The sequence below is a fragment of the Streptomyces sp. NPDC059668 genome (genome assembly GCF_042734135.1).
Taxonomy (GTDB): Bacteria; Actinomycetota; Actinomycetes; order Streptomycetales; family Streptomycetaceae; genus Streptomyces.
Genome location: NZ_JBHWEL010000055.1, coordinates 1 through 14,224, shown reverse-complemented (window position 1 = coordinate 14,224; position 14,224 = coordinate 1). Strand labels below are relative to the sequence as shown.

Sequence of the window (14,224 nt, the reverse complement as noted above, 5' to 3'; positions counted from 1 at the left end):
CCCCGCCGTGCGGGCCAGCGCCGCCGTGCGGGCCCGGGCTGCCGTGCGGGCCAGCGCGGACGGCAGCCCGGGCCCGCATGGACGTGCGGGAGGGCCCGCATGAACCGGCGGGAGGGCGCGCCGCCGTGCGGGAGGGCGCGGAAAGGGGCATGCCGCCGAGTACGGGACAATGGAAGGCATGCCTTCCGCACTCCCCGACGGTGAGCCCGTCCCCGACGACGGGGCGCTGCCCGCGCACGCCCTGGCCGGGGCCGCCGATCGCCCCCTCGGGTTCTACCTGCACGTGCCGTACTGCGCGACCCGCTGCGGGTACTGCGACTTCAACACCTACACGGCGACCGAGCTGCGGGGCACCGGAGGCGTGCTCGCCTCCCGCGACAACTACGCGGACACCCTGATCGACGAGGTCCGGCTCGCCCGCAAGGTGCTCGGAGACGATCCGCGCCCCGTCCGTACGGTCTTCGTCGGGGGCGGTACGCCGACGCTGCTGGCCGCCGGCGACCTCGTACGGATGCTGGGCGCGGTCCGTGAGGAGTTCGGGCTCGCGGACGACGCCGAGATCACCACGGAGGCGAACCCGGAGTCCGTGGACCCGGAGTACCTCGCGACCCTGCGGGCCGGGGGCTTCAACCGGATCTCCTTCGGCATGCAGAGCGCCCGGCAGCACGTACTGAAGGTGCTCGACCGCACCCACACCCCCGGGCGCCCCGAGGCCTGTGTCGCCGAGGCCCGCGCGGCGGGCTTCGAGCACGTGAACCTCGACCTGATCTACGGCACGCCCGGCGAGTCCGACGACGACTGGCGGGCCTCGCTGGACGCCGCGCTCGGCGCCGGGCCCGACCATGTCTCCGCATACGCCCTGATCGTCGAGGAGGGCACCCAGCTGGCCCGGCGCATCCGCCGGGGCGAGGTCCCGATGACGGACGACGACGTCCACGCGGACCGCTACCTCATCGCGGACGAGGTGATGGCAGCTGCGGGCTTCGACTGGTACGAGGTGTCCAACTGGGCCACCTCCGAGGCCGGCCGGTGCCTGCACAACGAGTTGTACTGGCGTGGCGCGGACTGGTGGGGGGCCGGGCCCGGCGCCCACAGCCACGTCGGCGGCGTGCGCTGGTGGAACGTGAAGCACCCCGGGGCGTACGCGGCGGCGCTGGCGTCCGGAAGGTCTCCCGGCGCGGGGCGCGAGCTGCTCTCCGGCGAGGACCGCCGCGTCGAGCGGATCCTCCTCGAACTGCGGCTGCGCGAAGGCTGCCCGCTCTCCCTGCTCCGCCCGGAGGGGCTCTCGGCCTCCCGCCGCGCGCTCTCCGACGGACTCCTGGAGAACGGTCCCTACAACGAGGGCCGCGCCGTCCTCACGCTGCGCGGACGCCTGCTCGCGGACGCCGTGGTCCGGGACCTGGTGGACTGAACGCCCGCTGGCCCACAGTCCACGTCCATGATCTCCGGGGAGTGGCCGGCCGAGGACGCGACCGTTCTCCGGTACGGGTTGCGGCGGCCGCTGCTCAGCCTGCCGATCGTGGCGGTGTTCCTCGCGGGCGGTGGGACGGGGGTCCGGTTCGCCGTCCGGGACGACGGGATCGGTGCCGGCTGGATACCCCTCGCGGTGCTCATGGCGATGGGTGCGGGCGGCCTGATCCTGTTCGTCTCCCGCTGGCGGGCAGGGAGACCCGGACAGGAAGGGCCACCGCAGCCGGAGCCGCGACACCGGCGGTCCCGTCGCGTCCCCCGACCCCCACGACCCCCGCCCTCCCCAGGACCCTCGCCCTCCCCAGGACCCTCGCGATCCCCACGGCCTCCACGGCCCCGGTGTCACTCCGGCGCCGTGACGAAGTCGATCAGCTCCTCCACCCGGCCCAGGAGCTCCGGCTCCAGGTCCTTGTAGGAGCGCACCCGGGACAGGATGTGCTGCCAGGCCGCACCGGTGTTCTCCGGCCAGCCCAGGGCCCGGCACACGCCCGTCTTCCAGTCCTGCCCGCGCGGGACCCGGGGCCAGCCGGGAATGCCCACGGAGGACGGCTTCACGGCCTCCCAGACGTCGATGTACGGATGGCCGAGGACGAGGGCGTGCTCACTGGTGACCGCCTGCGCGATACGCCACTCCTTCGTGCCGGGGACCAGATGGTCGACCAGCACGCCCAGCCGGGCGTCCGGCCCCGGCGCGAACTCCTCCACGACGGCGGGGAGATCGTCGACGCCCTCCAGGTACTCGACCACGACACCCTCGATGCGGAGGTCGTCGCCCCAGACCCGCTCGACCAGCTCGGCGTCGTGGCGGCCCTCCACGTAGATGCGGCCGGCCCGCGCCACACGGGCCCGCGCGCCCGGCACGGCGACCGAACCGGATGCCGTGCGGCCGGGCCGGGCCGGCCCCGCGGCCGGACGGACCAGCGTGACCACCCTGCCCTCCAGCAGGAAGCCGCGCGGCTCCAGCGGGAACACCCGGTGCTTGCCGAAGCGGTCCTCCAGCGTCACCGTGCCCGCCTCGCAGCCGATCACCGCCCCGCAGAACCCCGTACCGGGCTCCTCGACCACCAGGCCCGGGTCCGCGGGGACCTCGGGTACCGGCTTGGGCTTCTTCCACGGCGGGGTGAGATCCGGAGAGTACTGGCGCATTCGGATGACGATAGGAGAACCGGCGGCGAGGTGACGGGGAGATCCCTACGACACGCCGGTACGTCTCGCCAGCGCGTCCCGCTGCGCCCGGACGAACGCCGCATTCACCGCGGCCCCGTGACCCGGCACGTAGACCGCCCCCTCGCCGCCCAGGGCGAGCAGCCGGTCCAGCGCGGCCGGCCAGCGGGAGGGGACGGCGTCGGGACCCGCCTGGGGCTCGCCGGACTCCTCCACCAGGTCCCCGCAGAAGACGACCTCCGGTGAACCGGCGATCCCGGTCACCCGGACCGCCAGATCGTGCGCCGTGTGGCCCGGACCCACGACCGCCAGCAGGGCCCGGACACCGCCGCCCAGATCGAGCGTCCGCTCGCCCGACACGGAGTGGCCCGGGGCGACCAGGGCGTCCGCGGCCTCGGCGGCGTCCCGCGGGTCCAGACCGTGACGTACGGCGTCCAAGCGCAGTTCCTCGCCCCCGTACGCGGACACCGTGCCGGGACCGGCCGCCCCGAACACCTGCGCGCCCGTGAACGCCGCCGCGCCGAAGACATGGTCGAAGTGCGGGTGGGTGAGTGCGAGGTGCGTCACGTCCCGGTCCGTGCCGAGAATCCGTCGCGCCTCGGCGCGCAACCGTGCGCCCTCCCCGAGGCTCGCTCCCGCGTCGACCATGAGCGTCGCGTCCCCGCCCACCACCAGCCCGGCCGTGCAGTCCCAGCCCGGGAGCCGCCGCCGGCCCACGCGCGGGGCCAGCTCCTCCCACCCCGCCTCTTCCCAAGTCACCTTCATACGCCGACGCTAGCGGTGAGGGCGCGGACAGTACGACATCGCGGGACACGTCGGGGCACGTCGGTGCGCCTCGCGCAAGATCGCGGGCCCGCCCTTGCCGGGGCCGTACCCACCGGCCGTACACTGGGCCGGGGAATGCTGGCACTCGCACGCGCTGAGTGCCAGGCGAGGCCGCGAGGGACCGACGACTGGAGGTGTGCGCGATGCTGAGTGAACGCAGGCTCGAAGTGCTGCGCGCCATCGTCCAGGACTACGTGGGCACCGAGGAGCCGGTCGGTTCCAAGGCGCTGACGGAGCGGCACCGGCTGGGGGTCTCCCCGGCCACGGTCCGCAACGACATGGCCGCCCTGGAGGACGAGGGGTACATCGCCCAGCCGCACACCAGCGCCGGGCGCATCCCCACCGACAAGGGCTACCGGCTCTTCGTCGACAAGCTCGCCGGCGTCAAGCCGATGACCGGACCCGAGCGGCGGGCCATCCAGAACTTCCTGGGCGGCGCCGTCGACCTCGACGACGTCGTCGGGCGGACCGTGCGGCTGCTCGCGCAGCTGACCCGGCAGGTCGCCGTCGTGCAGTACCCGTCGCTGACCAGATCGACCGTGCGGCACGTGGAGCTGCTGTCCCTGGCCCCGGCCCGGCTGATGCTCGTCCTGATCACGGACACAGGGCGGGTCGAGCAACGCATGATCGACTGTCCGGCGCCGTTCGGGGAGACGTCCGTGGCGGATCTGCGGGCCCGGCTCAACAGCCGGGTGGCGGGCCGCCGTTTCGCGGACGTCCCGCCGCTCGTCCAGGACCTGCCGGACGCCTTCGAGACGGACGACCGGGGTACGGTCGCGACGGTGCTCTCCACCCTTCTGGAGACGCTCGTCGAGGAGACCGAGGAGCGTCTGATGATCGGCGGCACCGCGAACCTGACCCGCTTCGGACATGATTTTCCCCTCATGATCAGACCGGTGCTCGAAGCGCTGGAGGAACAGGTCGTGCTCCTCAAACTGCTGGGGGAGGCGGGGGATTCGGGCATGACCGTACGGATCGGTCACGAGAACGCGTATGAGGGACTCAACTCCACGTCCGTGGTCTCCGTCGGCTACGGTTCGGGCGACGAGGCAGTAGCCAAACTCGGCGTGGTCGGACCGACCCGCATGGATTACCCGGGAACGATGGGAGCGGTACGAGCGGTGGCACGGTACGTCGGACAGATCCTGGCGGAGTCTTAAGTGGCCACGGACTACTACGCCGTGCTCGGCGTGCGCCGCGACGCGTCCCAGGACGAGATCAAGAAGGCTTTCCGGCGGCTCGCTCGCGAGCTGCATCCGGACGTCAATCCCGATCCGAAGACGCAGGAGCGGTTCAAGGAGATCAACGCCGCCTACGAGGTGTTGTCGGACCCGCAGAAGAAGCAGGTCTACGACCTCGGTGGCGACCCGCTGTCCCAGGCGGGCGGCGCGGGCGCGGGCGGCTTCGGAGCCGGCGGCTTCGGCAACTTCTCGGACATCATGGACGCCTTCTTCGGCACGGCGTCGCAGCGGGGCCCCCGGTCGCGCACGCGGCGCGGCCAGGACGCCATGATCCGGCTCGAGATCGAGCTGGACGAGGCCGCCTTCGGCACCACGAAGGACATCCAGGTCGACACGGCCGTCGTGTGCGGCACCTGCAACGGTGAGGGCGCCGCGCCGGGAACCTCCGCCCAGACCTGCGACATGTGTCGCGGGCGTGGCGAAGTGTCCCAGGTCACCCGGTCGTTCCTGGGCCAGGTCATGACCTCGCGTCCGTGCCCGCAGTGCCAGGGGTTCGGCACCGTCGTGCCGACCCCGTGCCCGGAGTGCGCGGGCGACGGACGGGTCCGGTCCCGGCGCACGCTCACGGTGAAGATCCCGGCGGGCGTCGACAACGGCACCCGGATCCAGCTCGCGGGCGAGGGCGAGGTCGGGCCCGGTGGCGGACCCGCCGGTGACCTGTACGTCGAGATCCACGAACTGCCGCACTCGACCTTCCAGCGCCGCGGTGACGACCTGCACTGCACGGTCACCATCCCGATGACCGCCGCGTCGCTCGGCACCAAGGTGCCGCTCGAGACCCTCGACGGTCTGGAGGAGGTCGACATCCGGCCCGGCACGCAGTCCGGACAGTCGATCCCGCTGCACGGGCGCGGCGTCACGCATCTGCGCGGCGGCGGCCGGGGCGACCTCATCGTGCACGTCGAGGTCACCACGCCGACCAAGCTCGACGCCGAGCAGGAGCGGGTGCTCAGGGAACTGGCGCAGCTGCGCGGCGAGGAGCGTCCGACCGGGCAGTTCCAGCCGGGCCAGCAGGGCCTGTTCTCCCGCCTCAAGGACGCGTTCAACGGCCGCTGACCCGCACGGCGACGGGGAGGGGCGGCGGGGGCGGAAAAGGACCGCGGACCGTCCGCCCCGGTGGTCCCGGCGGGCCGGAAGGCCGGATTTCGGACTTGTTCGGAGGACGTGACAACATGCCGTCATGTCCTCCGCACTGACCGATCTCTTCCCTCACCCGATCGTGCAGGCCCCCATGGCGGGCGGCGTCTCCGTCCCGCATCTCGCGGCCGCCGTGTCCGAGGCCGGCGGGCTCGGGTTCCTCGCCGCCGGGTACAAGACCGCCGACGGCATGTACCAGGAGATCAAGCAGTTGCGCGGGCTGACGAGCCGGCCCTTCGGGGTCAACCTCTTCATGCCGCAGGCCGAGTACGCGGACCCGGCCACCGTCGAGGTGTACGCCCACCAGCTGGCCGGTGAGGCCTCCTGGTACGAGACGGAGCTCGGCGATCCGGACAGCGGCCGCGACGACGGCTACGACGCCAAGCTCGCGGTCCTCCTCGACAACCCGGTGCCGGTGGTCTCCTTCCACTTCGGCTGCCCCACCCGCGACGTCCTGGACTCCCTCGCCCGGGTCGGCACGCTCACGATGATCACCGCGACCACGGCCGAGGAGGCCCTCGCGGTGCAGCGGGCGGGTGCCGCCGCGGTCGTCGTGCAGGGCGTGGAGGCCGGCGGCCACCAGGGCACCCACCGCGACAACCCGGAGACGGACGGCACGGGGATCGGACTGCTCTCCCTGATCGCCCAGGTCCGCGAGACCGTGCAGATCCCGGTCGTCGCCGCCGGCGGCATCATGCGCGGCAGCCAGATCGCCGCGGCGCTGGCCGCGGGCGCGAACGCGGCGCAGCTGGGCACCGCGTTCCTCGCCACCCCGGAGTCCGGCGCGCAAGCCGTGCACAAGCAGTCCCTGACCAACCCCCTCTTCGTGCGCACGGAGCTGACGCGCGCGTTCTCCGGCCGTCCCGCGCGCGGCCTCGTCAACCGCTTCATGCGGGAGCACGGGCCGTACGCGCCCGCCGCGTACCCCGAGGTCCACCACCTCACCTCCCCGCTGCGCAAGGCGGCGGCCCGCGCGGGCGACGCGCAGGGCATGGCCCTGTGGGCGGGACAGGGGCACCGGATGGCCCGTGAACTGTCCGCCGGGCAGCTGGTGGAGGTGCTGTGCGCCGAGCTGGACGAGGCGAGGACAGCGTTGTCCGGGTCCGGCGGAGCCGGCGCGGCGGGCGGTGCGGACCGATGACGGCACCGGTGTTCGTCGTCGACCACCTCGACGCGGACGGCGCGGGGCGTTACGTCCTCGACGGCCCCGAGGGCCGGCACGCCGTCTCCGTGAAGCGGCTGCGGTCCGGCGAGGAGGTCGTCCTCACCGACGGCGCCGGGCGCTGGGCGCGGTGCGTCGTCGTGGACGCCGAGGGCAAGGACCGGCTGACCGTCCGCATCGACTCCCTCGCCGAGGAACCGGCGGAGTCCCCTCACCTCACCGTCGTCCAGGCCCTGCCCAAGGGCGACCGGGGCGAGCTGGCCGTCGAGACCATGACCGAGACCGGGGTGGACGCGATCGTCCCCTGGGCCGCCTCGCGCTGCATCACCCAGTGGAGGGGCGACCGGGGTCTGAAGGCGCTCGCCAAGTGGCGGGCGACGGCGCGCGAGGCCGGCAAGCAGTCCCGGCGGGTGCGCTTCCCGGAGGTCGCGGACGCCGCGACGACCAGGCAGGTGGCCGCACTTCTGGCCGAGGCCGACTTCGCGGCGGTGCTGCACGAGGACCGGGAGTACCCCAGCGAGCCGCTCGCCACGGCCGAACTGCCCCCGTCCGGACGGATCGTGCTGGTCGTGGGTCCCGAAGGGGGCGTCTCCCCGGAGGAGTTGGAACTCTTCGCGCAGGCGGGTGCGAAGGCGTACCGGCTGGGGCGTAGCGTGCTGCGTACGTCGACCGCAGGGACCGCGGCGACCGCGCTGCTGCTGGGGCGCACCGGCCGCTGGTCCTGAACGAACATGTACGGGGGATGCGTTGGAACTCGCCCAGGTACGGCTGCTCGTCGCCGACTTCCCGGCCTGCTACCGCTTCTACGCCGAAGTCCTCGGCCTCAAGCCCCAGTCGGGGGCGGTCGAGGGGCCGTACGAGAAGTTCAGCGCCGCCACCGGCTCCGCGGGCATCGCGCTCCAGGACCGCGCGATGATGGCCCGGATCCTCGGTGAGCTGGGCGATTCCGCGACGGGCCACCGCTCCCTGGTCGTCCTGCGCGTCGACGACCTCGACGCCTACTGCGCCGGTGTCGTCTCCCGTGGCGGCGTCATCGCCCACGGCCCCGCTCCGATGACCGACCGCATGCGCGTGGCCCATCTCAAGGACCCGGAGGGCAACCTCGTGGAACTCCAGGAGTGGCTGCTCCTGCGCAACTGACCGGGGTCCACGCGCAGGCGGCTCGCCCGCCCGCCCGCGCGACCGGCCCGCTCCGAGGCCGTCGGCCCCCGCACCGGCACCCGCACCCGCACCCGCACCCGCACCGTGACCGTGCCGCGGACCGCCCGCCTGCGACCGGCCCGCTCCGAGGCCGTCGGCCCCCGCACCGGCAGCCGCACCCGCACCGTGACAGTGCCGCGGACCATCCGGTGCGAGGCCGATCCGGCCATCCGGCCGGGCCGGGGCAAGTGATCCAAACCCCTTTCCGGGGGAGCTGTCGCTGCATAGGGTGATCGGGTGACTCAGTCTGCATCGTCCGTATCATCCGGATACCTCCGCTTCCCGCATCTGCGCGGCGATCTGGTCGCGTTCACCGCCGAGGACGACGTCTGGGTCGCTCCTCTCGACGGCGGCGGCCGTGCCTGGCGGGTCAGCGCCGACAACGTGCCGGTGAACCACCCGCGCATCTCCCCCGACGGCGAGAGCATCGCCTGGACCTCCGCCCGGGACGGGGCGCCCGAGGTGCATGTCGCCCCGCTGGCGGGCGGGGCGTCCAGGCGGCTGACGTACTGGGGAAGTCTGCGGACCCAGGTGCGCGGCTGGACCCCGGACGGACAGGTGCTCGCCCTCAGCACCCAGGGCCAGGCGAGCCTGCGGCGCAGCTGGGCGCGGGCCGTGCCGCTCGACGGCGGTCCCGCCACCACCCTTCCGTACGGGCCGGTGGGCGACGTCGCGCACGGCGGCCCGGGCGTGCTGCTGCTGTCCGCCCCGATGGGACGGGAGGCCGCCTGGTGGAAGCGGTACCGCGGCGGCACGGCGGGCAAGCTGTGGATCGACCGCGAGGGCGACGGGGAGTTCGTACGCCTGCACGAGGAGCTGGACGGGAACCTCGAGTACCCCCTGTGGGCAGGGGAGCGGCTCGCGTTCCTGTCCGACCACGAAGGCGTCGGGGCCCTCTACTCCTCCCTCGCCGACGGCTCCGACCTGCGCCGCCACACCCCCCTCGACGGCTTCTACGCCCGGCACGCGGCGACCGACGGCACCCGGGTCGTCTACGCGTCCGCCGGTGAACTGTGGCTGCTCGACGACCTGGACGGCGCCGAGCCGCGCAGGCTCGACATCCGGCTCGGCGGACAGCGCGTCGACCAGCAGCCGCACCCCGTCAGCGCGTCCCGCTGGTTCTCGGCCGCCGCGCCCGACCACACCGGACGCGGCAGCGCGGTCTCCGTGCGTGGCGCCGTCCACTGGATCACGCACCGCTCCGGTCCGGCCCGCGCGCTCGCCGCCCGGCCCGGCGTGCGCGCCCGGCTGCCGCGCACCTTCCGGGTGGAGGGCGAGGAGTACGTGGTGTGGGTGACCGACGCGGCCGGCGACGACGCGCTGGAGTTCGCCCCGGCGACCGGGACCGCCCCCGGGGCCACCCCGCGCCGGCTCGCCGCCGGGCAGCTCGGCCGCGTCCTCGGGCTCGCGATGGCACCCGACGGCAGCCGCGCCGCCGTCGCCTCGCACGACGGACGGGTGCTGCTCGTCGAGCGGGAGACCGGAGAGGTGCGCGAGGTCGACCGCAGCGCGGACGGGGACGTCAGCGGGCTGGTCTTCTCGCCGGACTCGGCCTGGCTCGCCTGGTCGCACCCCGGCCCCCGTCCGCTGCGCCAGCTGAAACTGGCGAACACCGCGGACCTGTCGGTCACCGAGGCGACGCCGCTGCGCTTCCGTGACTACGCGCCCGCGTTCACCCTCGACGGCAAGCACCTGGCCTTCCTCTCCGCACGCGCCTTCGACCCGGTCTACGACGAGCACGTCTTCGACCTGGCGTTCGTCGGCGGATCCCGCCCGCACCTGATCACGCTGGCGGCGACCACCCCGTCCCCCTTCGGACCGCAGCGGCACGGCCGGGCCTTCGAGGCACCGGAGGGCCGCGGGGCCGAGACGCCCGACAGCGAGGGCACCCCCGCGACCCGGATCGACCTCGAAGGACTCGGCGACCGGATCGTCCCGTTCCCCGTCGAGGCCGCCCGCTACTCGACGCTGCGGGCGGCCAAGGACGGGCTGCTGTGGCTGCGCCACCCGGTCCGCGGTGTGCTCGGCGCCTCCCGCGCCACCCCGGACGACCCGGACCCGAAGACCGAGCTGGAGCGGTACGACCTGGCCCAGCACCGCGTCGAGCATCTCGCCGCGGACGCCGACCACTTCGCCGTCACCGGCGACGGCAAGCGGGTCCTGCTGTGGACCGACGGCAAGCTCAAGCTCGTCCCCAGCGACCGCCGCGCCTCGAACGACGACGAGAGCGACACCAACATCACCGTCGACCTCTCGCGCATCCGTCAGACCGTCGACCCGGCCGCCGAGTGGCGCCAGATGTACGACGAGACGGGCCGCCTCATGCGGGACAACTTCTGGCGGCCCGATCTGGGCGGCACCGACTGGGAGGGCGTACTCGACCGCTACCGGCCGGTCCTCGACCGGATCGCCACCCACGACGACCTGGTGGACCTGCTCTGGGAGGTGCAGGGCGAACTGGGCACCTCGCACGCGTATGTGACCCCGCGCGGCGGCTGGGGCGGCGGCGACCGGGCGCAGGGACTGCTCGGGGCGGACATCTCCCGTCACGAGGACGGCAGTTGGCGCATCGACCGGATCCTCCCCTCGGAGACCTCCGACCCCGACGCGCGGGCCCCGCTCGCCGCTCCCGGGGTCGCGGTGCGGGCCGGGGACGCGATCGTCCAGGTCGGCGGGCAGCCGGTGGACCCGGTGACCGGTCCCGGGCCGCTGCTGGTGGGCACGGCGGGCAAGCCGGTCGAGCTGACGGTCTCCCCGTCCGGCGGCGGTGATCCCCGGCACGCGGTGGTCGTCCCGCTCGCCGACGAGGAGGCGCTGCGTTACCACGCGTGGGTCGCGGACCGGCGGGCGTACGTCCACGAGCGGTCCGGGGGCCGGCTGGGGTATCTGCACGTACCGGACATGGTCGGCTCCGGGTGGGCGCAGCTCCACCGGGACCTGCGGATCGAGGTGGCCCGGGAGGGGCTGGTCGTGGACGTGCGGGAGAACCGCGGCGGCCACACCTCCCAGCTGGTCGTCGAGAAGCTCGCGCGGCGGATCGTGGGCTGGGACCTGCCGCGCGGGATGCGGGCGTACAGCTATCCGGAGGACGCGCCGCGCGGCCCCGTCGTCGCCGTGGCCAACGAGTTCTCCGGCTCGGACGGGGACATCGTCAACGCGGCGGTCAAGGCGCTCGGGATCGGTCCGGTGGTGGGGACGCGCACCTGGGGCGGTGTGATCGGCATCGACAGCCGCTACCGGCTCGTCGACGGCACCCTCGTCACCCAGCCCAAGTACGCGTTCTGGCTGGAGGGACAGGGGTGGGGCGTGGAGAACCACGGCGTCGACCCGGACGTCGAGGTCGTCCAGGCCCCGCAGGACCACGCCGCCGGCCGCGACGTCCAGCTGGACGAGGCGATCAGGATCGCGCTGGCGGCCCTGGAGGAGAACCCGGCGAAGACCCCGCCGTCACTGCCGGAGCTGGGCTGAGGGGAGTGCCGATAGCATGCACGGCGTAATGATCGGCGCCGTGCACGGCGGGGTGGTCGGCGCCGTGCGGGACGCAGGACCGACGCCGTCCGGGACGCAGGTGCCGGCCGGCACGAGGAGGGACACGCATGGCGGGAGAACCGCAGGACGACTGTCTGTTCTGCAAGATCATCGCGGGACAGATCCCGGCGACCGTCGTCCGGGAGAGCGCGACGACCCTCGCCTTCCGCGACATAAACCCGCAGGCGCCCACCCACATCCTGGTCATCCCCAAGGTGCACCACCCGGACGCGGCGTCGCTGGCGGCCGCCGAGCCCCTGATCGCGGCGGACGTGCTGCGCGAGGCCGGTGAGATCGCGGCCGAGGAGAAGCTGGACAGCCACCGGATCGTGTTCAACACCGGCAGCGGTGCGGGACAGACCGTCTTCCACGCGCACGCGCACCTGCTCGGTGGCCGCGGCATGCAGTGGCCACCGGGGTGACCTGCCTTGTCCGTACGTGAACTGGTGGTCCTCGGCACCGCCAGCCAGGTCCCGACCCGGCACCGCAACCACAACGGCTATCTGCTGCGCTGGGACGGGGAGGGCCTGCTCTTCGACCCCGGCGAGGGCACCCAGCGGCAGATGCTGCGGGCCGGGGTCGCCGCGCACGACCTGCACCGGATCTGTATCACGCACTTCCACGGCGACCACTCGCTCGGACTCGCCGGGGTGATCCAGCGCGTCAACCTCGACCGCGTACCGCACGAGGTCACCGCGCACTACCCCCGCTCGGGTCAGCGCTTCTTCGACCGGCTGCGGTACGCCACCGCGTACCGCGAGACCGTCGAGCTCCGCGAGGCACCGGTCGACGCGGACGGCGTGCTCGCCGTCACCGGCTCCTACACCCTGGAGGCCCGCAGGCTCTCCCACCCCGTGGAGTCCTTCGGATACCGGCTCATCGAGCCGGACGGACGGCGGATACTGCCCGAGCGGCTCGCCGCGCACGGCATCAAGGGGCCGGACGTCGGGCGGATCCAGCGCGAAGGAGCTCTCGGCGGGGTCCGTCTGGACGACGTCAGCGAGGTGCGGCGCGGACAGCGGTTCGCGTTCGTCATGGACACCCGGCTGTGCGAGGGGGTGGACGCCCTCGCCGAGGGCTGCGACCTGCTCGTCATCGAGTCGACGTTCCTGGACGAGGACGAGCGACTCGCCTCCGACCACGGGCATCTGACCGCCGGTCAGGCGGCCCGCGTGGCACGCGACGCGGGCGTGCGGCATCTGGTGCTCACGCACTTCAGCCAGCGCTACCCCGACCCCGCGGAGTTCGAACGGCAGGCGCGGGCCGCCGGGTTCGACGGGGAGCTGACGGTGGCGAACGACCTGATGCGGGTGCCCGTTCCGAAGCGCTCCCAAAACGCCCGTACCATGCTTTGATGCCCCTCCCCAAAGCAGAACTGCACCTCCATGTCGAAGGCACCCTGGAGCCCGAGCTCGCCTTCGAGCTCGCCGCGCGCAACGGCGTGACGCTGCCGTACGCGGACACCGAGGAGCTGCGCAAGGCGTATCTCTTCGACGACCTCCAGTCGTTCCTGAACCTGTACTACGAGCTGATGGCCGTCCTGCGGACCGAGCAGGACTTCGCCGACCTGGCCGACGCCTACCTCGCGCGGGCCGCCGCGCAGGGCGTGCGGCACGCGGAGATCTTCTTCGACCCGCAGGCCCACCTGGCGCGCGGGGTCGGGATGGGGACGGTCGTCGAGGGGCTGTCCCGCGCGCTCTCCCGGAGCGAGGACACGCACGGCGTCTCCACCCAGCTGATCATGTGCTTCCTGCGCGACGAGTCCGCCGAGTCGGCGATGGCGACGCTGGAGGCCGCGCGGCCCTACCTCGACCGGATCGTCGGCATCGGCCTCGACTCGGCGGAGGTCGGGCACCCGCCGGCCAAGTTCCGCGAGGTGTACGAGGCCGCCGCCGCCCTCGGACTGCGACGCGTCGCGCACGCGGGCGAGGAGGGACCGCCCGCCTACATCACCGAGGCGCTCGACGTCCTCGGCGTCGAGCGCATCGACCACGGGCTGCGCTGCATGGAGGACCCCGAGCTGGTCGAGCGGCTGGTCCGGGAGCGGGTGCCGCTGACGCTCTGCCCGCTGTCGAACGTACGGCTGCGCGCCGTGGACGTCCTGGAGGACCACCCCCTGCCGGCCATGCTGGAGGCCGGGCTCCTGTGCACCGTCAACTCCGACGACCCCGCCTACTTCGGCGGGTACGTCGGTGACACCTTCCACGCGGTGCGCGAGGCGCTCGGACTGGACCGCGAACGGATGCGGGAACTGGCGCGCAACTCGTTCGAGGCGTCCTTCCTGGACCACGACGAGGAGCGCCGGGCGCGCTACCTCGCCGAGGTCGAGGCGTACGAGTTCGGGTAGAGCCGCCTCGAGGGGCCGCCGGCAGCCGCACCCCCGGGCCTCCCGACCGGACCGGGCTAAGGGCTGTCCCGTAATCCCCGGCGGGCGCACGACGACAGCTACGGCACCTCGCCGCGTTGTCGGATCGCCCGAATACACCCAGTATGAGGA

General features: G+C 73.3%; 12 protein-coding genes. 10 read left to right on the top strand and 2 right to left on the bottom strand.

What is annotated here, in order from left to right; translation table 11 throughout:
* Nucleotides 1–178 precede the first annotated feature (178 nt).
* Complete coding sequence (hemW, locus tag ACFV2J_RS30515; protein ID WP_385441646.1) at nucleotides 179–1,411, top strand: radical SAM family heme chaperone HemW; 1,233 nt, start codon at nucleotides 179–181, stop codon at nucleotides 1,409–1,411.
* A gap of 401 nt (nucleotides 1,412–1,812) precedes the next feature.
* Here hemW and ACFV2J_RS30510 read toward each other — a convergent pair whose 3' ends face one another.
* On the bottom strand, nucleotides 1,813–2,616 hold the full coding sequence (locus ACFV2J_RS30510; RefSeq protein ID WP_385088714.1) for a DUF3097 domain-containing protein: 804 nt from the start codon (nucleotides 2,614–2,616) through the stop codon (nucleotides 1,813–1,815).
* A gap of 45 nt (nucleotides 2,617–2,661) precedes the next feature.
* The gene (locus tag ACFV2J_RS30505; RefSeq protein ID WP_385088716.1) at nucleotides 2,662–3,399 is read right to left on the bottom strand and encodes an MBL fold metallo-hydrolase; all 738 of its coding nucleotides are present in this window, start codon (nucleotides 3,397–3,399) and stop codon (nucleotides 2,662–2,664) included.
* A 203-nt stretch (nucleotides 3,400–3,602) separates the two neighbouring features.
* On the opposite strand from ACFV2J_RS30505, the gene hrcA reads away from it, so the two are divergent.
* From hrcA to ACFV2J_RS30460, 9 genes are all read left to right on the top strand, one after another.
* Nucleotides 3,603–4,619: a heat-inducible transcriptional repressor HrcA gene (hrcA, locus tag ACFV2J_RS30500; RefSeq protein ID WP_385088718.1), complete on the top strand. Its 1,017-nt coding sequence runs from the start codon at nucleotides 3,603–3,605 to the stop codon at nucleotides 4,617–4,619.
* Nucleotides 4,620–5,756, top strand: coding sequence for a molecular chaperone DnaJ (dnaJ, locus tag ACFV2J_RS30495; protein ID WP_385088720.1), 1,137 nt, complete (start codon nucleotides 4,620–4,622; stop codon nucleotides 5,754–5,756).
* Nucleotides 5,757–5,880: 124 nt separating this feature from the next.
* Nucleotides 5,881–6,978 (top strand): nitronate monooxygenase, encoded by a 1,098-nt coding sequence (locus ACFV2J_RS30490; RefSeq protein ID WP_385088721.1) that lies wholly within the window; start codon nucleotides 5,881–5,883, stop codon nucleotides 6,976–6,978.
* Nucleotides 6,975–7,724, top strand: a complete 750-nt coding sequence (locus ACFV2J_RS30485) for a 16S rRNA (uracil(1498)-N(3))-methyltransferase (protein ID WP_385088723.1) — start codon at nucleotides 6,975–6,977, stop codon at nucleotides 7,722–7,724. Before ACFV2J_RS30490 ends, ACFV2J_RS30485 begins: the two co-directional genes overlap by 4 nt.
* A gap of 22 nt (nucleotides 7,725–7,746) precedes the next feature.
* Complete coding sequence (locus ACFV2J_RS30480; protein ID WP_356271046.1) at nucleotides 7,747–8,139, top strand: VOC family protein; 393 nt, start codon at nucleotides 7,747–7,749, stop codon at nucleotides 8,137–8,139.
* 297 nt (nucleotides 8,140–8,436) lie between these two features.
* The gene (locus tag ACFV2J_RS30475; protein WP_385441640.1) at nucleotides 8,437–11,667 is read left to right on the top strand and encodes a S41 family peptidase; all 3,231 of its coding nucleotides are present in this window, start codon (nucleotides 8,437–8,439) and stop codon (nucleotides 11,665–11,667) included.
* A gap of 128 nt (nucleotides 11,668–11,795) precedes the next feature.
* Nucleotides 11,796–12,149: a histidine triad nucleotide-binding protein gene (locus ACFV2J_RS30470; protein WP_385088727.1), complete on the top strand. Its 354-nt coding sequence runs from the start codon at nucleotides 11,796–11,798 to the stop codon at nucleotides 12,147–12,149.
* A gap of 6 nt (nucleotides 12,150–12,155) precedes the next feature.
* Complete coding sequence (locus tag ACFV2J_RS30465; protein ID WP_385088729.1) at nucleotides 12,156–13,082, top strand: ribonuclease Z; 927 nt, start codon at nucleotides 12,156–12,158, stop codon at nucleotides 13,080–13,082.
* On the top strand, nucleotides 13,082–14,074 hold the full coding sequence (locus ACFV2J_RS30460) for an adenosine deaminase (protein ID WP_385088731.1): 993 nt from the start codon (nucleotides 13,082–13,084) through the stop codon (nucleotides 14,072–14,074). The genes ACFV2J_RS30465 and ACFV2J_RS30460 overlap by 1 nt, the downstream gene beginning before the upstream one ends.
* Nucleotides 14,075–14,224 lie beyond the last annotated feature (150 nt).